Origin of the sequence: Bartonella sp. AA16NXGY (assembly GCF_042197325.1) — a bacterium.
GTDB lineage: Bacteria > Pseudomonadota > Alphaproteobacteria > Rhizobiales > Rhizobiaceae > Bartonella.
This window is the reverse complement of the sequence record NZ_JBHIRR010000003.1, coordinates 182,469-198,578: the sequence shown is the minus strand read 5'-3', so window position 1 is coordinate 198,578 and position 16,110 is coordinate 182,469. Positions and strand designations below refer to the sequence as shown.

Sequence of the window (16,110 nt, the reverse complement as noted above, 5' to 3'; positions counted from 1 at the left end):
GTTTTGCTATTCGTGAAGGTGGTCGTACTGTTGGTGCCGGTATCGTCTCTAAGATCATTGAATAAATAATGCTTGTTGAGCACCTTGATTATTTGAGGTGCTTTGTATAACAGGGAAATAAAGAGCATGAACAGTCAAAATATCCGCATTCGCCTAAAAGCGTTTGATCATAGAATTCTTGATACGTCGACGCGTGAGATTGTATCGACTGCTAAACGTACCGGTGCAAATGTCCGTGGTCCCATTCCGCTTCCTACGCGGATTGAGAAGTTTACGGTCAATCGTGGACCGCATATCGATAAGAAGAGCCGTGAGCAGTTTGAAATGCGTACACATAAGCGTCTTCTTGACATTGTTGATCCAACGCCGCAAACAGTGGATGCGCTTATGAAGCTCGATCTTTCTGCTGGTGTGGATGTAGAAATTAAGCTCTGAGGTTTGAGGACAGAAGGAACAGACCCGATGCGTTCAGGTGTAATAGCACAGAAGCTGGGCATGACCCGTATTTATAATGATGCTGGTGAGCATGTGCCGGTGACGGTACTTCGTTTGGAGAATTGTCAAGTCGTTGCTCAGCGTACAGTTGAAAAGAATGGTTATACTGCTGTTCAATTAGGTGTAGGCTTTGCTAAGGTTAAGAATACTTCACAAGCTCTTCGTGGACATTTTGCTAAGGCTTCTGTTGAGCCTAAAGCCAAAATAGCAGAGTTTCGTGTGAGCCCCGACAATCTTCTTGATGTTGGTACTGAGATTACAGTGGAACATTTTGTTCCAGGACAAAGAGTTGATGTGACTGGTACCAGTATTGGTAAGGGGTTTGCTGGTGTTATGAAACGACATAACTTTGGTGGACATCGTGCTTCTCATGGTAATTCGATTACACATCGTGCTCATGGTTCTACAGGGCAATGCCAAGATCCTGGTAAAGTTTTTAAAGGTAAAAAAATGGCTGGCCATATGGGGCAAGTGCGTGTAACAACACAGAATATTGAAGTTATTTCCACTGATAGTGAGCGTGGTTTAATTTTAGTGCGTGGTGCTGTTTCTGGTTCTAAAGGTTCTTGGATTTTGATACGGGATGCTGTGAAGAAGCGTCTTCCTGATAATGCTCCAAAGCCTGCTGGTATTCGCCGTCTTGTGAAGGAGAAAGCGGAAATGGGTACTCCGGTGACGGAAACCTCTGAGGTTGAGGGAGCCTAATAATGGATCTTGTAATTAAAACTCTTGATGGTAATGAAGCTGGCAAATTAAAGGTTTCTGAAGCTATTTTTGATCTTGTTCCGCGTGAGGATATTTTGCAACGTGTTGTTCGTTGGCAGCTTGCACGTCGTCAGCAGGGAAGTCATCAATCCCAAGGTCGTTCTGATGTGTCGCGAACAGGGGCAAAAATGTTTAAACAGAAAGGAACTGGGCGTGCTCGACATTCATCTGCACGTGCACCGCAGTTTAGGGGTGGGGGTAAGGCACATGGACCGGTGGTTCGTAGCCATGCGCATGATCTTCCTAAAAAGATTCGTGCTCTTGGGTTACGTCTTGCTTTATCTGCAAAATTAAAAGCAAAAGATTTAATTATTGTGGATGAGTTGACTGTTAAGGATGCTAAAACGAAAATGCTTGTTTCTCATTTTTCTAAGCTTGGATTTAATAACGCTCTCTTGATTGATGGTAAAGAGATTGATATTAACTTTTTTCGTGCAGCCTCTAATATCCCTAATATTGACATTTTGCCTATTCAGGGAATTAATGTTTATGATATTTTGCGTCGCAGCAAACTTGTTTTATCAAAAGCAGCTGTTGAGGCTCTTGAGGAGCGTTTTAAATGACAGATCTTCGCCATTATGATATAATTATTAGTCCAGTTATTACTGAAAAGGCGACTATGATTTCTGAATATAATCAAGTTGCTTTTAATGTCGCGCCGAAAGCGACGAAGCCTGAGATTAAGGCTGCTATTGAAGCGCTTTTTAGCGTAAAAGTTAAAGCAGTTAACACGATAGTCCGTAAGGGTAAAGTGAAGCGTTTCAAAGGTATAGTTGGTCGGCAGAGTGATGTCAAAAAAGCGATCGTAACTCTGGCCAGTGGTCAGACTATCGACGTTTCGACAGGTCTTTAAGAGGCTCGGAGATAGGAATAATGGCACTTAAGCAGTTTAATCCAACGACACCTGGGCAGCGTCAGCTTGTTATTGTGGAACGTTCTTGTCTTTATAAGGGAAAACCTGTAAAGATGTTAACTGAAGGTTTGTCTTCAAAGGGTGGACGTAATAATCGCGGTCGTGTTACTGCTCGTTTTCAGGGTGGTGGACATAAACGTAGTTATCGGTTTGTCGACTTTAAGCGTCTTAAACGTGATGTTTCAGCAAAGGTTGAGCGTTTAGAATACGATCCTAATCGTACCGCTTTTATTGCTTTAATCCGCTATGAGGATGGGCAATTGAGTTATATTCTTGCACCACAGCGTCTTGGTGTTGGTGATTCTGTTATGGCTGGTTTAAATGTGGATGTTAAACCAGGTAATGCTATGCCTCTTGCTAATATGCCTGTAGGTACAATTATTCATAATGTTGAGATGAAGCCAGGGAAAGGCGGACAGATTGCACGTTCAGCAGGTGCTTATGCGCAGTTGGTTGGACGAGATCATGGTATGGCTATTCTTCGTTTAAATTCTGGTGAGCAGCGTTTGGTTCCGAGTAGCTGTTTTGCAACTGTTGGCGCTGTTTCAAATCCTGATCATGGGAATATTAATGATGGTAAGGCGGGGCGGTCACGTTGGCGTGGTAAACGTCCACATGTTCGTGGTGTTGCTATGAACCCCGTTGATCATCCACACGGTGGTGGTGAAGGTCGTACATCGGGGGGGCGCCATCCAGTTTCTCCCTGGGGTAAACCTACGAAAGGTAAGCGTACGCGCTCCAATAAAGCCACTGATAAATTTATTATGCGTACGCGTCATCAACGCAAGAAATGAGAAAGGTAGTCTGAGGTGGTTCGTTCAGTGTGGAAAGGTCCGTTTGTTGACGGCTATCTTCTTGGTAAAGCAGAGAAGGTACGTGCAAGTGGGCGCAACGAAGTTATAAAAATATGGAGTCGTCGCTCTACTATTTTACCGCAATTTGTTGGTTTAACTTTTGGTGTTTACAACGGTAATAAGCATATTCCTGTTTCTGTTTCTGAAGAGATGGTTGGGCATAAGTTTGGTGAGTTCGCTCCTACCCGGACTTATTATGGTCATGGTGCCGATAAGAAAGCGAAGAGGAAGTAGGAATGGGAAAAGCTAAAGTTTCGCGCCAGCTTAAAGATAATGAAGCAAGAGCTGTCACGCGGACAATTCGTGTTAGTCCGCAGAAGCTTAATTTAGTTGCTGCAATGATTCGTGGTAAAAGAGTTAATGTAGCGCTCGCTGATTTGATGTTTTCACGCAAGCGAATTGCTGCTACTGTGAAAAAAACGCTTGAATCAGCAATTGCAAATGCAGAAAATAACCACGATCTTGATATTGATTCGCTTGTTGTGGCGGAAGCTTATGTTGGTAAGTCGATAGTGATGAAGCGCTTTCATGTTCGTGGTCGAGGGCGTGCTAGTAGAATTGAACGTCCATTTTCGCATCTTACTGTTATTGTTCGTGAAGTTACCGAAAAAGTGGAGGCCGCGTAATGGGGCAGAAGATCAATCCAATAGGACTTCGTCTTGGTGTTAATCGGACTTGGGACTCTCGTTGGTATGCTGATAGTGGTGAATATGGGCGCCTTCTTCACGAAGATTTGAAAATTCGTTCATATGTGCTTGAGGAACTTAAACAGGCGGCTATTTCTAAGGTTGTTATTGAGCGTCCTCATAAAAAGTGTCGTATTACAATTCATTCTGCACGTCCTGGTTTGATTATTGGTAAAAAGGGTGCTGATATCGAAAAGCTTCGTCGTAAACTCTCAGAAATGACGGATGCTGAAACTTCATTGAATATTGTGGAGATTCGTAAACCGGAGATTGATGCGACAATTATTGCGCAATCAATTGCTCAACAGTTAGAGCGTCGTGTTGCTTTTCGTCGTGCAATGAAGCGTGCTGTTCAGTCTGCTATGCGTCTTGGTGCGGAAGGTATTCGTATCAATTGTTCTGGCCGTCTTGGTGGTGCTGAAATTGCTCGTATGGAATGGTATCGTGAAGGTCGTGTTCCACTTCATACCTTGCGTTCTGATGTTGATTACGGTACAGCAGAAGCTAAGACCGCTTATGGTATTTGTGGTATTAAAGTTTGGGTCTTTAAGGGTGAGATTCTTGAGCATGATCCGATGGCTTCAGAACGTCGTGCTACGGAAGCTGATCAATCTGGTTCTTCATCGAATCGTCGCCGCGAAAATGCTTAGTTTTTGAGATTGAACTAAAATTTGGAGTAGAGAACAATGTTGCAGCCAAAGCGCACAAAGTTCCGTAAACAGTTCAAAGGCCGTATTCACGGTTTTGCGAAGGGTGGTACGGATTTGAATTTCGGTGCCTACGGTTTGAAGGCTGTTGAGCCGGAGCGGGTTACTGCTCGTCAAATTGAAGCGGCGCGTCGTGCGATTACACGTTATATGAAGCGTTCTGGTCGTGTGTGGATTCGCATTTTTCCAGATCTTCCGGTTACATCTAAACCGACTGAAGTTCGTATGGGTAAAGGTAAGGGAAGTGTTGATTATTGGGCTGCACGTGTTGCTCCTGGGCGCGTCATGTTTGAGCTTGATGGAGTTCCGGAGGATGTTGCACGTGAAGCACTAAGATTGGGTGCTGCAAAGTTGCCTATAAAAACGCGTTTCATCCAGCGTATTGCTGAATAATGAGGTTATAAGCGATGAGAGCCACAGAATTACGGGCGCAAACGCTCGACCAAATGAAAGATGAATTGGCTAAGTTAAAGAAAGAGCAATTTAATTTGCGTTTTCAAAAAGCAACAGGTCAATTAGAAAAGACTGCGCGCGTTAGACAAGTTCGTCGTGATATTGCGCGTATTAAAACTTTTCTTCGTCAAAAGATAAGTGAAAGTAAGGTTTAAGGAAATAAGAGATGCCTAAACGCGTTTTGCAGGGTGTTGTTATTAGCGACAAAAGTGATAAGACTGTTGTTGTCAAAGTTGAACGCCGTTATTCTCATCCGCTTCTTAAGAAGACTGTTCGGCAGTCTAAAAATTATAAAGCGCATGACGAAAACAACCAATTCAAGATTGGGGATCAAGTTTCTATTCAGGAATCTAGACCAATTTCGAAAGATAAATGTTGGATTGTTGTAAAAGACAATGTAGCGTAATGAGTTAAGCTTATTGTTTTAGAATTTAACAGTGTGGTTATCATTGATAAATTTGAAGGCGATAACTTTATCGTTATTTGGCAGGCAAATCCGAGTGTGTAAAAGATTCAATCGGATATATGTGTTAAGAGAAGGTGGCCAGTCATGATTCAGATGCAAACAAACCTCGACGTTGCTGATAATTCTGGAGCGCGTCGTGTCATGTGCATCAAAGTGTTAGGCGGTTCAAAGCGGAAATATGCTTCGGTCGGTGACATTATTGTTGTTTCGGTTAAGGATGCAATTCCTCGTGGCCGTGTTAAAAAAGGTGATGTTATGAAAGCTGTTGTGGTTCGTACTGCTAAGGATATTCGTCGCGCAGATGGTAGTGTCATTCGTTTTGATAGTAATGCTGCGGTTTTAGTAGATAATAAAAAAGAGCCGATCGGTACTCGTATCTTTGGACCTGTTCCCCGTGAATTGCGTGGTAGGAATCATATGAAGATCATCTCGCTTGCTCCTGAAGTTCTGTAAGGAGTAAATGTTATGCAGAAGATTCGAAAAGGTGATAAAGTTGTTGTTTTGTCCGGTAAGGATAAAGGATGTAGTGGTGAAGTAATTAAGGTTAGTCCAAAAGAGAATAAGGCTTTTGTTCGTGGGATTAATATGATTAAACGTCATCAACGTCAAACGCAGAAGCAAGAAGCTGGAATTATTTCTAAAGAAGCTCCGATTCATCTGTCTAATTTGGCGATTGCTGATCCTAAAGATGGTAAGCCTACACGTGTAGGCTTTCGTATGAATGCAGATGGTAATAAAGTTCGTTTTGCCAAGCGTTCGGGAGAGTTGATTAATGGCTGAGGAAAGACAAATACCGCGTATGAAAGCGCATTATTTTGAAGTGATTCGTAAAGTGCTTCAAGAGAAGTTTAATTACAGAAATGCGATGCAAATTCCGCGGATTGATAAAGTTGTAATAAATATGGGGATAGGTGAAGCAACTGCTGATTCGAAGAAGCCTTCCCTTGCCGCTGAGGATTTAGGGCTAATAACGGGTCAGAAGGCTGTTGTTACGCGTGCGCGTAATTCTATTGCGACCTTTAAGGTTCGTGAAGGAATGCCTCTTGGGGCTAAAGTTACATTGCGTAAAGATCGTATGTTTGAGTTTTTAGATCGTCTTGTGACGATTGCTCTTCCGCGGGTTCGTGACTTTCGTGGTTTAAATCCAAAGAGTTTTGATGGTCGTGGCAATTTTGCTATGGGTATTAAAGAACACATTGTGTTTCCAGAAATCAACTATGATAAAGTTGATCAAATTTGGGGTATGGATATTATCGTTTGTACGACAGCAAAAACGGATGATGAAGCTCGTGAGTTATTGCGTGCTTTTAATTTTCCTTTTCGTTCGTAACGGCAAACGTAGTGAGGTGAAATTATGGCCAAAGTAAGTGCCGTTGAAAAAAATAAGCGTCGTGAGGTGATGGTAAAGCGCTATGCTGCCCGTCGTGCACGTTTGAAAGCAATAGTTATGGATCAGAAGGTTTCTCTTGAAGAACGTTTTAAAGCTTCTGTTCAGCTGGCAGAGTTGCCGCGTAATTCTTCGAAAGTTCGTATTCGTAATCGCTGTGAGGTTTCAGGTCGTCCGCGGGCTTATTATCGTAAATTAAAAATGTCGCGAATTGCGTTGCGTGAGCTTGGCTCTATTGGCTATATTCCTGGTATTGTAAAGTCTAGTTGGTAAGAGGAGATTATTTAATGTCTATGTCAGATCCTCTTGGTGATATGCTAACACGTATTCGTAATGCACTTGGTCGTAAAAAAGGTAAAGTAGTTACTCCAGCTTCGAAGCTTCGTGCGCACGTTCTTGATGTTCTTCAGTCGGAAGGTTATATTCGCGGATATAATCAAATTGATTTAGGTGATGGGAAAGCTGAGATTGAAATCGAATTGAAGTATTTTGAAGGGCTGGCTGCTATTCGTGAGATTTCACGTGTATCAAAGCCAGGGCGTCGTGTGTATGTTTCTGCTAAGTCACTTCCTCAGGTGGCAAATGGCCTTGGTATTTCGATTTTATCGACTCCTAAAGGTGTCATGGCAGATCATAAGGCGCGTGAACAGAATGTTGGTGGAGAACTCCTTTGTCGTGTTTTCTAAGTTATGTCAAGAAAACGGAAGAAAAAGTAGGTTAGAACAATGTCTCGTATTGGAAAGAAACCCATTTCAATTCCTTCTGGAGTTACTGCTACTGTTGAAGGTCAGCTGGTTAAGGCAAAAGGTCCAAAAGGTGAGCTGAGTTACGTCGTCAATGATGAAGTCTTAGTCAAACTTGAGGAAAATATCATATCAGTTATGCCGCGGGATCAGTCAAAAGATGCGCGTTCTAAATGGGGTATGTCGCGCTCAATGATTGAGAACATTTTTTGTGGTGTGAAAGATGGTTTTGAAAAGAGGTTGGAGATTAATGGGGTTGGTTATCGTGCTGCTTTGCAGGGTAAGGATGTTCAACTATCTCTGGGCTTTTCGCATGATGTGGTTTATAAAGTTCCGTCGGGTGTTACTGTGACTGTTCCTAAGCCAACGGAAATTGTTGTTTCTGGAATTGATAAACAGCAAGTTGGACAAGTTGCAGCGGAGATTCGTGAGTATCGTAGGCCTGAGCCTTATAAAGGTAAAGGTGTTAAGCATGCAGATGAACGTATCTTCCGTAAAGAAGGTAAAAAGAAATAAGGATTTTGTATTATGGTTTCATCTAAGGACATTATCCAACGTCGTGCAAGGCGTGTTCGTCGTAGAATTAAAATGGTTTCTCATGATCGTCCTCGGCTTAGTGTTTATCGTTCAAATCAGAACATTTATGCTCAAGTTATCGATGATTTGCGGGGATGTACACTTGTTTCAGCCTCTACTCTTGAAAGTGATTTGAAAAAATCGTTAAAGAGTGGTGCTGATAAAAAGGCGGCCTTTGCTGTTGGTAAGTTAATTGCTGAGCGTGCGAAGAAAGCGGGTGTTAATGAGGTGGTTTTTGATCGTGGAGCGTATGTGTACCATGGTCGCGTCAAAGCTTTAGCTGAAGCTGCTCGTGAAGGTGGTTTGAATTTCTAAAATTTCTTATTTATGAATGAGTAAGGAGAGTTTAGAGTATTTCGTTTAAGTTCTTCCAGTTTGATGAGGGACTTTGTTATCGTGCTTCCGGAAAAGAAAAAGGAATGAGGAATGGCACAAAAAGAACGTGGTGAGAGAGAAGAACGCGATAATGAATTTGTCGATAGGCTCGTTCATATCAATCGTGTTGCTAAAGTTGTAAAGGGTGGTCGGCGTTTTGGTTTTGCTGCTCTTGTTGTCGTTGGAGATCAAAAAGGGCGTGTGGGTTTTGGACATGGTAAAGCCCGTGAAGTTCCAGAAGCCGTTCGTAAAGCAACGGAATCTGCGAAACGTGGGATGATTTATGTTCCGCTTCGGTCTGGGCGTACATTGCATCATGATCTTGAAGGTCGTCACGGAGCTGGGCGTGTTTTGCTACGTTCGGCTTCTGCTGGTACTGGTATTATTGCTGGGGGACCGATGCGTGCTATTTTTGAAGCTCTTGGTATGCAGGATGTCGTTGCAAAATCACTAGGGTCGTCGAATCCTTATAACATGGTTCGTGCAACATTTGATGCATTGAAACATCAAATGCATCCTAGAGATATTGCTGCTCAACGTGGTATAAAGTATTCGACTTTGCAGGCGCGTCGTCGCCATTTAGTCGACCTAGAAGGGTAGTTTCTGAGATTATCAGAAAAGGAATTAGGAAATGGTTCAGAAAAAATCTCAGAGTGGTAAAACTGTGACGGTGGAACAAATTGGAAGCCCTATTCGAAACTCACAGATTCAGCGTGCAACCTTAAAGGGGCTTGGACTAAATAAAATGCGTCGTCGGCGCGTTTTAGATGATACACTTTGTGTGCGGGGTATGATTGCTCGGGTTCGGCATCTTGTTCGCGTTATAGATGAAGGTTAAGGGTTGCGGGAGTATTAGATATGAAACTCAATGAACTGCGTGATTGCGAAGGCGCAACAAAAAATCGTAAGCGTGTTGGGCGTGGTATTGGTTCCGGTACGGGTAAGACTGGTGGTCGTGGTGTAAAAGGGCAAAAGTCACGTTCTGGTGTTTCCCTTAATGGTTTTGAAGGTGGGCAAATGCCTATCTATCGTCGTTTGCCAAAACGTGGATTTAGGAATTTCTTTGCTAAAACCTACAATGAAGTTTCACTGGGACGTATTCAGTTGGCAGTTGATGCAGGTAAGTTGAATATTGAAAAGCCTGTTGATATGGTTTCTTTGAAAGAGGCTGGTATTATTCGTCGTGAAAAAGATGGGGTTCGTCTTCTTTCTGATGGTGATTTGAAGGCTAAGATTACCTTTCATGTTTCTGGTGCTTCACAAGCTGCTCGTGTTAAGATTGAAAAAGTGGGTGGCCAGGTTATTCTTCCTGATATTGCTCGATAATTTTTTGATATGAATAGAGACCTAAAGAAGAATAATATCTGTTTTGTGGGATCTTTTGTGGAGAATTGTTTAAGTTCTGCATTTGTTTGTGTATGCATATATGAATTTTAGGATTATACTTCTGTGATTTGAAGAACTGGAGTGTAAAGTGGAGACGTTTTATGGCATCAGCAGCAGAGCAATTTGCTTCCAATATAAATTTCGGCACCTTTTCTCGTGCAACTGAATTAAAGAAACGCATCTGGTTTACTCTGTTGGCGCTTCTTGTATATCGTTTTGGCACTTACATCTCTCTTCCAGGTATCAATATCGATGCTTTGCGGCAAACATTTGAACATCACGCGTCGGGTGTATTAGGACTCTTTAATATGTTTGCTGGAGGTGCCGTTGGGCGTATGGCTATTTTTGCGCTGGGTATCATGCCTTATATATCGGCATCTATTATTGTGCAATTGTTAACATCTATTATTCCTTCTTTGGAAACTCTTAAAAAAGAAGGGGATTTAGGTCGTAAGATTATCAATCAATATACGCGTTATGTAACAGTCGTATTGGCAATTCTACAAGCTTTTGGTATTGCGGTTGCGCTTGAAAGCGGTATAGGGTCGGGGCTTCAAATTGTTTTAGAACCAGGTCTTATGTTTCGTATTTCTTCTGTTATTACGCTTGTTGGCGGAACGATGTTTCTTATGTGGCTTGGCGAGCAAATTACGTCACGTGGTATTGGTAATGGGGTTTCTCTTATCATTTTTACAGGGATTGTAGCCAACTTTCCTTCTACTTTTGCTCAGCTTTTGACAGCTCATAGTCAGGCTGATTTATCAACTTTTCTTTTAATAGGAATCGTTCTTATTGCTGTTTTGGTTATTGGGCTTATTGTTTTTATAGAGCGTGCGCAACGGCGAATTCTTATCCAATACCCGAAACGTCAGGTCGGTAATCAAATGTTTCAAGGAGATATGTCGCATCTTCCTTTAAAGTTGAATACTGCTGGTGTTATTCCACCTATTTTTGCTTCATCTTTATTATTATTACCTGCCACTATTAATAATTTTTCTGATAAAATGCCACAATGGGTTCAGGAGATTTCTTATGCTCTTGGTCATGGACAGCCACTTTATATGATTGTTTATGCATTTTTAATGGCGTTTTTTTGCTTTTTTTATACAGCTATTGTGTTTAATCCAAGTGATACTGCAGATCAGTTGAAAAAACATTCTGGTTTTATTCCAGGGATTCGTCCAGGTGAGCGTACAGCCGAATATATTGATTACGTTTTGACGCGTATTACTGTTGTGGGCGCTATTTATATTATCTTGGTTTGTTTGTTACCTGAATTTATGATATCTGCATTACAGGTTCCTTTTTATCTTGGGGGAACATCCTTGTTGATTGTTGTTACTGTTACACTTGATACGGTTGCTCAAATTCAGGGGCATCTTGTTGCCCACCAATATGAAGGGTTGATAAAAAAATCAAAACTTCGTGGAGGTAGAAGGAATCGATGAGAGTTATTCTTTTAGGTCCTCCTGGAGCGGGAAAAGGTACGCAAGCAAAAATGTTGACTGAGGAATATAACATTCCTCATTTATCAACAGGGGATATGTTGCGTGAGGTGATTGCCAAAGAAACGGAGATTGGTAAAAAAGCTAAAGCTATTATAAGTTCTGGTGCTTTGGTACCTGATAGTATTGTTAATCAAATCGTATCAGATCGGATTGATGAAGCTGATTGTGTAAACGGTTTTGTTTTGGATGGATATCCGCGAACTGTGGGGCAAGCAGAAGCGTTGCAACAGATACTGGATTCAAAAAATATGTGGCTTAATGCTGTTATTGAATTGTGTGTTGATGAAGACGTGTTGATTGAACGTATGAAGAAGCGTGTTGAGGAAACAATAGCGACTGGTGGACAGGTTCGTTTAGATGACAATCCTGTTGCTTTTGCAAAAAGATTAGTAGAATATCGTGAAAAAACAGCTCCCTTATCAAAATTTTATTCAGAGAGGGGAATGTTGAAGGTTATTGATGGAATGATTGGTGTTGCTGAAGTGACACGTATGATTAGAGGGTTTCTTTCATGAGATTTTTTTTTAGAAATAAATGAAAAGAGTTGACTTTTGAGATGAAATCTATCAAAAGTGAATTTAATTTATTTTAGTGAAATAATAGGATTCGGAAGAATTTTTTTTCTGAGTCTATTTTTTTCTGTAAAGTATATCAGGTATTTTATAACAATTTGTCAAAATAACTAAGGAGAGTAGGCGTGGCTCGTATTGCTGGCGTCAATATCCCGACAAATAAGCGTGTAATTATTGCGCTTCAATATATCCACGGGATTGGACCAAAATTTGCTCAAGAAATTATTGAAAGAGTTGGCATTCCTTTGGGGCGTCGTGTGCATGAGCTTTCAGATGCTGAGGTGCTGCAGATTCGTGAGGCAATAGATCAGGGGTATCAAGTTGAAGGTGATCTTCGTCGTGAGGTTGCTATGAATGTTAAGCGTTTGATGGATCTTGGTTGTTATCGAGGATTGCGTCATCGCCGGTCTTTGCCTGTCCGAGGACAGCGTACACATACGAATGCCCGTACACGTAAAGGTCCGGCTAAGGCAATCGCCGGTAAGAAGAAATAAGGGCCTTTGTGGGAGGTTTTTTATATATTCTTTTTCTTGTTTGATTTTTTTTGACAAGGAAAAAAGGTGGAGCTGCTGATGTTACGGCAGTGATGAGATCGTTGAAAGGGAAATTATGGCCAAGGAAGCCACACGTGTTCGTCGTCGCGAACGTAAAAATATTTCATCGGGTGTTGTGCATATTAATTCAACATTTAATAACACAATGATTACTATTACTGATGCTCAGGGTAATGCAATTGCTTGGTCATCTGCGGGAGCTCAGGGGTTTAAAGGTGCGCGTAAATCGACACCTTTTGCTGCTCAAGTTGCTGCGGAGGATTGTGCAAGAAAAGCGCAAGAGCATGGTATGCGTTCTTTGGAAGTTGAAGTTTGTGGACCTGGATCAGGGCGTGAATCTGCTTTACGTGCATTGCAATCTGTTGGTTTTGTCATTACTTCTATTCGCGATGTAACACCAATTCCTCATAATGGATGTCGTCCGCGGAAAAGGCGGCGTGTTTAATTGGGTGTTGTTTTTTGTTGTCGGAGATTTCTCTGATGTTCACATTGGTCGTTACGATTGAATGGTAACGGAACTAAAGAACGGGAATAAAAATATGATCCAGAAAAACTGGCAGGAACTTATTAAACCCAATAAGGTTGAATCATGTGCACATGATAATCCAAATATTATAAGTGTGATTGCTGAACCTCTTGAGCGTGGTTTTGGTTTAACGTTAGGAAATGCGCTTCGTCGCGTTTTGTTATCTTCGCTTCGTGGTGCTGCTATTACTGCTGTGCAGATTGACGGTGTTTTGCACGAATTTTCATCGATTCCAGGTGTGCGTGAGGATGTTACGGATATTATTCTGAATATAAAAGAAATTGCGCTTCGTATGGAAGAAGAAGGGCCTAAACGTGTCGTCGTTTATAAAGAGGGGCCTGGTGTCGTGAAAGCGGGAGATATCAGTACAGTTGGGGATATGGAAATTCTAAATCCAGATCATGTTATTTGTACTCTTGATGAAGAAGCTGAAATTCGTATGGAATTTATTGTCAACACAGGAAAGGGGTATGTGCCATCTGATCGTAATTGTGTTGATGATGCACGTATAGGGCTTATTCCAATTGATAGTCTTTATTCACCTATCCGTAAGGTATCTTATAAAGTAGAAAATACACGCGAAGGTCAAGTTCTCGATTATGATAAATTAACGCTCACGATTGAAACAAACGGTGCTGTTAATGGTGAGGATGCTGTTGCTTTTGCAGCACGCATTCTTCAGGATCAATTATCGTTATTTATTAACTTTGAAGAGCCACAGAAGGAGCCTGTTGAAGAGGCTGATTCTGAGCTTTCTTTTAATCCTGCACTTCTCAAAAAAGTGGATGAATTAGAACTTTCAGTTCGTTCGGCAAACTGTCTTAAGAATGATAATATTGTTTATATTGGTGATCTGATTCAAAAAACAGAATCTGAAATGCTTCGGACACCGAATTTTGGTCGCAAATCGTTGAATGAGATTAAAGAAGTTTTGGCGTGTATGGGTTTACATCTTGGGATGGAGATTCCTGCGTGGCCGCCTGAAAACATTGATGATCTTGCAAAACGTTATGAAGATCAATATTAAAATTAGAATTTAAGGAGAGGGCTTATGCGCCATAGTAAGTCAGGACGCAAGTTGAACCGTACTGCCAGTCACCGTAAAGCGATGTTTGCAAATATGGCAACTTCGTTGATCGAGCATGAGCAGATTGTGACAACGCTTCCAAAGGCTAAAGAAATTCGTCCTATTGTTGAAAAACTCGTTACTCTTGGTAAGCGTGGTGGTTTGCATGCGCGTCGGCAAGCTATTGCAGCACTTCGTGATGCAGGAAAGGTTGCAAAATTATTTGATACGCTTGCGCCACGTTATGCATCACGCAACGGTGGGTATTTGCGTATTATGAAAGCGGGGTTTCGTACCGGTGATAATGCGCCCATGGCTGTTATAGAATTTGTTGATCGTGATGTTGAAGCGAAGGGTGCTGGGGATCGTGCTCGCATGGAAGCTTCTGAGAATGAAAAGGGAACATCTTCGTAGAGTTTTTTATTCTGTTGGATTTTTAAAGGCCGCCTTGTCTTGGGCGGTTTTTTTGTGAGCATTTTTAAGTTTGTTTTAGTTGAGAAATAGGTGCAGAGAGAAAATTATAGAATATTGAATTATCTTATTTTTATAATATTTATTGTTCAAATAGGTTGTTTTTATTCTCTATTATGAAATATTAATAGAGGTCCTTAATTTGCGGGGATACGTTTTTTTATTCTATTAATCTTCAACAGAATGTGCTGATTTTATAAGGAGTGGATTATGAGGTATTCTTTTTGGGTGCGGATTTTTTTTGCAATTATGATGCAGATATCATTTGATCATGTATATGCTCATGTTCCTCAAACACAAACAGAAATCACCCTTTCATTTGCTCCTTTAGTTAAAAAGACAGTTCCATCTGTTGTAAATATTTATGCAGCTCGACAAATTAGAGCTCGATCACCTTTTGAAGGCGATCCATTTTTTGAGCAATTTTTTGGTCGTTTTCAAAATAAATTTCCTGTTCGTAAGCAATCGTCATTAGGATCAGGGGTGATTGTTGATGCACGTGGTTTGATCGTTACAAATTACCACGTCATTAAAGATGCAAGCGAAATTAAAGTGGCTTTTTCTGATGGACGGGAGTTTGAGAGTAAGGTCGTGCTCAAAGATGAAGCAACTGATATTGCAATTCTTGAAGTTAAGGAAAAAGATGCTCAATTTCCGGCTCTTTCTTTGGGAAATTCTGATACTGTTGAAGTTGGTGATCTTGTTCTTGCTATTGGTAATCCCTTTGGTGTTGGTCAAACAGTTACAAGTGGTATTGTTTCAGCGCAAGCGCGTACACGTGTTGGGATTTCTGATTTTGACTTTTTTATTCAAACAGACGCAGCCATTAATCCAGGGAATTCTGGTGGCGCTTTAATTGATATGAAAGGTCAGTTAATCGGAATTAATACGGCTATCTATTCGCGTTCCGGTGGTTCTGTAGGGATTGGTTTTGCTATTCCAGTTAATCTTGTAAAAGTGATGCTTGATACTGTTAAACGCGGTGGAAAATATTTTGTGCCGCCTTATATTGGGGCTTCTTTTCAAAATGTTACAGCTGATATTGCTGGTGGTTTAGGTTTAGAACGTCCCTATGGTGCTCTGATTATTGAAGTTATCAAAGATAGTCCTGCTGAAAAAGCTGGATTGAAAGTAGGTGATGTTATTTTGAGTGTGCAGGGGGTACGCGTTGACAGTCCAGATAGTCTTGGTTATCGTTTGATGACAGCTGACGTTGAGCATAGTCTTGCCTTGGAATATTTACGAAGTGGAAAAACTTTAAAAACACAAATAACAGTTTCATCAATATCAGAAACTGCATTTTTAAAATCTGAAAAAATTACGGGTGACAGTCCTCTTGCTGGTGCTGAGGTGTTAGATTTAACACCGCAAAATAGTCGACGTTTTCATCTTCCTATATCTGCAAAAGGGGTTGTGATTACCAATCTTGAGGAAATGAGCAATGCAGCTGGAATTTTTCAGTCAGGAGATATTCTACGTGTTGTAAATGGCCATAAAATTCAAACAGTTCATCAGTTGAAAAAGGTTCTTATGCAAGGTCGCTCAAATATGTGGCAATTGGAATATGAACGTGATGGTATGTATATTCGCCAATTTATTCGTTGAGG

The 16,110-nt window shown here is 41.2% G+C and carries 28 protein-coding genes; all 28 read left to right on the top strand.

All coding sequences use genetic code 11. The annotated features are described in order from the left end of the window. The first annotated feature begins 126 nt into the window (after nt 1–126). The 28 genes from rpsJ to ACFINK_RS03175 all read left to right on the top strand — a co-directional run bounded on the left by rpsJ (nt 127) and on the right by ACFINK_RS03175 (nt 16,108). On the top strand, nt 127–435 hold the full coding sequence (gene rpsJ, locus ACFINK_RS03310; RefSeq protein ID WP_005773267.1) for a 30S ribosomal protein S10: 309 nt from the start codon (nt 127–129) through the stop codon (nt 433–435). 27 nt (nt 436–462) lie between these two features. Continuing rightward, complete coding sequence (gene rplC, locus ACFINK_RS03305; RefSeq protein WP_375638238.1) at nt 463–1,200, top strand: 50S ribosomal protein L3; 738 nt, start codon at nt 463–465, stop codon at nt 1,198–1,200. Between the two features lie 2 nt (nt 1,201–1,202). Further along, nucleotides 1,203–1,823, top strand: coding sequence for a 50S ribosomal protein L4 (rplD, locus tag ACFINK_RS03300; protein ID WP_375613145.1), 621 nt, complete (start codon nt 1,203–1,205; stop codon nt 1,821–1,823). Then, the gene (locus tag ACFINK_RS03295) at nt 1,820–2,113 is read left to right on the top strand and encodes a 50S ribosomal protein L23 (RefSeq protein WP_273723987.1); all 294 of its coding nucleotides are present in this window, start codon (nt 1,820–1,822) and stop codon (nt 2,111–2,113) included. The genes rplD and ACFINK_RS03295 overlap by 4 nt, the downstream gene beginning before the upstream one ends. 20 nt (nt 2,114–2,133) lie before the next feature. Continuing rightward, nucleotides 2,134–2,967 (top strand): 50S ribosomal protein L2, encoded by an 834-nt coding sequence (gene rplB / locus ACFINK_RS03290; protein ID WP_375611474.1) that lies wholly within the window; start codon nt 2,134–2,136, stop codon nt 2,965–2,967. Between the two features lie 15 nt (nt 2,968–2,982). Next, the gene (gene rpsS / locus ACFINK_RS03285) at nt 2,983–3,261 is read left to right on the top strand and encodes a 30S ribosomal protein S19 (RefSeq protein WP_004855734.1); all 279 of its coding nucleotides are present in this window, start codon (nt 2,983–2,985) and stop codon (nt 3,259–3,261) included. A 2-nt stretch (nt 3,262–3,263) separates the two neighbouring features. Continuing rightward, nucleotides 3,264–3,653, top strand: coding sequence for a 50S ribosomal protein L22 (rplV, locus tag ACFINK_RS03280; RefSeq protein WP_273791407.1), 390 nt, complete (start codon nt 3,264–3,266; stop codon nt 3,651–3,653). Further along, the gene (gene rpsC, locus ACFINK_RS03275) at nt 3,653–4,363 is read left to right on the top strand and encodes a 30S ribosomal protein S3 (protein ID WP_273791408.1); all 711 of its coding nucleotides are present in this window, start codon (nt 3,653–3,655) and stop codon (nt 4,361–4,363) included. Before rplV ends, rpsC begins: the two co-directional genes overlap by 1 nt. Nucleotides 4,364–4,399: 36 nt before the next feature. Then, nucleotides 4,400–4,813 carry a 50S ribosomal protein L16 gene (gene rplP, locus ACFINK_RS03270; RefSeq protein ID WP_375611475.1) on the top strand — a complete coding sequence of 138 codons (414 nt, stop codon included), beginning with the start codon at nt 4,400–4,402 and terminating at the stop codon, nt 4,811–4,813. 14 nt (nt 4,814–4,827) lie between these two features. Further along, nucleotides 4,828–5,028 carry a 50S ribosomal protein L29 gene (gene rpmC, locus ACFINK_RS03265; RefSeq protein WP_375606714.1) on the top strand — a complete coding sequence of 67 codons (201 nt, stop codon included), beginning with the start codon at nt 4,828–4,830 and terminating at the stop codon, nt 5,026–5,028. Nucleotides 5,029–5,039: 11 nt separating this feature from the next. After that, nucleotides 5,040–5,279 (top strand): 30S ribosomal protein S17, encoded by a 240-nt coding sequence (gene rpsQ / locus ACFINK_RS03260; protein ID WP_012231991.1) that lies wholly within the window; start codon nt 5,040–5,042, stop codon nt 5,277–5,279. A gap of 144 nt (nt 5,280–5,423) precedes the next feature. Beyond that, a complete protein-coding gene (gene rplN, locus ACFINK_RS03255) occupies nt 5,424–5,792 on the top strand; it encodes a 50S ribosomal protein L14 (protein ID WP_004855715.1) in 369 nt (122 codons plus the stop codon). 12 nt (nt 5,793–5,804) lie between these two features. Then, on the top strand, nt 5,805–6,119 hold the full coding sequence (rplX, locus tag ACFINK_RS03250; RefSeq protein ID WP_015856579.1) for a 50S ribosomal protein L24: 315 nt from the start codon (nt 5,805–5,807) through the stop codon (nt 6,117–6,119). Further along, the gene (rplE, locus tag ACFINK_RS03245) at nt 6,112–6,669 is read left to right on the top strand and encodes a 50S ribosomal protein L5 (protein WP_375611477.1); all 558 of its coding nucleotides are present in this window, start codon (nt 6,112–6,114) and stop codon (nt 6,667–6,669) included. The genes rplX and rplE overlap by 8 nt, the downstream gene beginning before the upstream one ends. A 24-nt stretch (nt 6,670–6,693) precedes the next feature. Further along, a complete protein-coding gene (gene rpsN, locus ACFINK_RS03240; protein WP_273791412.1) occupies nt 6,694–6,999 on the top strand; it encodes a 30S ribosomal protein S14 in 306 nt (101 codons plus the stop codon). Nucleotides 7,000–7,013: 14 nt separating this feature from the next. Next, entirely contained in the window at nt 7,014–7,412 is a 399-nt protein-coding gene (rpsH, locus tag ACFINK_RS03235; protein WP_375629006.1) for a 30S ribosomal protein S8, read from the top strand. A gap of 39 nt (nt 7,413–7,451) precedes the next feature. Next, nucleotides 7,452–7,985: a 50S ribosomal protein L6 gene (gene rplF, locus ACFINK_RS03230; RefSeq protein WP_273791413.1), complete on the top strand. Its 534-nt coding sequence runs from the start codon at nt 7,452–7,454 to the stop codon at nt 7,983–7,985. 12 nt (nt 7,986–7,997) lie between these two features. Next, on the top strand, nt 7,998–8,360 hold the full coding sequence (gene rplR / locus ACFINK_RS03225; RefSeq protein ID WP_273791414.1) for a 50S ribosomal protein L18: 363 nt from the start codon (nt 7,998–8,000) through the stop codon (nt 8,358–8,360). A 111-nt stretch (nt 8,361–8,471) separates the two neighbouring features. Beyond that, nucleotides 8,472–9,020 (top strand): 30S ribosomal protein S5, encoded by a 549-nt coding sequence (gene rpsE, locus ACFINK_RS03220; RefSeq protein ID WP_015856574.1) that lies wholly within the window; start codon nt 8,472–8,474, stop codon nt 9,018–9,020. A 31-nt stretch (nt 9,021–9,051) separates the two neighbouring features. Next, nucleotides 9,052–9,258 (top strand): 50S ribosomal protein L30, encoded by a 207-nt coding sequence (gene rpmD, locus ACFINK_RS03215; protein WP_375611481.1) that lies wholly within the window; start codon nt 9,052–9,054, stop codon nt 9,256–9,258. Nucleotides 9,259–9,278: 20 nt separating this feature from the next. Then, nucleotides 9,279–9,746, top strand: coding sequence for a 50S ribosomal protein L15 (gene rplO, locus ACFINK_RS03210; protein ID WP_375613141.1), 468 nt, complete (start codon nt 9,279–9,281; stop codon nt 9,744–9,746). 161 nt (nt 9,747–9,907) lie between these two features. Then, nucleotides 9,908–11,254, top strand: a complete 1,347-nt coding sequence (gene secY / locus ACFINK_RS03205; protein WP_375611483.1) for a preprotein translocase subunit SecY — start codon at nt 9,908–9,910, stop codon at nt 11,252–11,254. Next, on the top strand, nt 11,251–11,829 hold the full coding sequence (locus ACFINK_RS03200; protein ID WP_375613140.1) for an adenylate kinase: 579 nt from the start codon (nt 11,251–11,253) through the stop codon (nt 11,827–11,829). The genes secY and ACFINK_RS03200 overlap by 4 nt, the downstream gene beginning before the upstream one ends. A 182-nt stretch (nt 11,830–12,011) precedes the next feature. Further along, nucleotides 12,012–12,380: a 30S ribosomal protein S13 gene (rpsM, locus tag ACFINK_RS03195; protein WP_026500557.1), complete on the top strand. Its 369-nt coding sequence runs from the start codon at nt 12,012–12,014 to the stop codon at nt 12,378–12,380. 115 nt (nt 12,381–12,495) lie between these two features. Continuing rightward, entirely contained in the window at nt 12,496–12,885 is a 390-nt protein-coding gene (rpsK, locus tag ACFINK_RS03190; protein ID WP_007347762.1) for a 30S ribosomal protein S11, read from the top strand. A gap of 94 nt (nt 12,886–12,979) precedes the next feature. Then, a complete protein-coding gene (locus ACFINK_RS03185) occupies nt 12,980–13,993 on the top strand; it encodes a DNA-directed RNA polymerase subunit alpha (protein WP_375611485.1) in 1,014 nt (337 codons plus the stop codon). 24 nt (nt 13,994–14,017) lie between these two features. Further along, nucleotides 14,018–14,446, top strand: a complete 429-nt coding sequence (gene rplQ / locus ACFINK_RS03180) for a 50S ribosomal protein L17 (RefSeq protein ID WP_273791421.1) — start codon at nt 14,018–14,020, stop codon at nt 14,444–14,446. A gap of 267 nt (nt 14,447–14,713) precedes the next feature. Continuing rightward, the gene (locus ACFINK_RS03175) at nt 14,714–16,108 is read left to right on the top strand and encodes a DegQ family serine endoprotease (RefSeq protein WP_375613138.1); all 1,395 of its coding nucleotides are present in this window, start codon (nt 14,714–14,716) and stop codon (nt 16,106–16,108) included. Nucleotides 16,109–16,110: the final 2 nt, after the last annotated feature.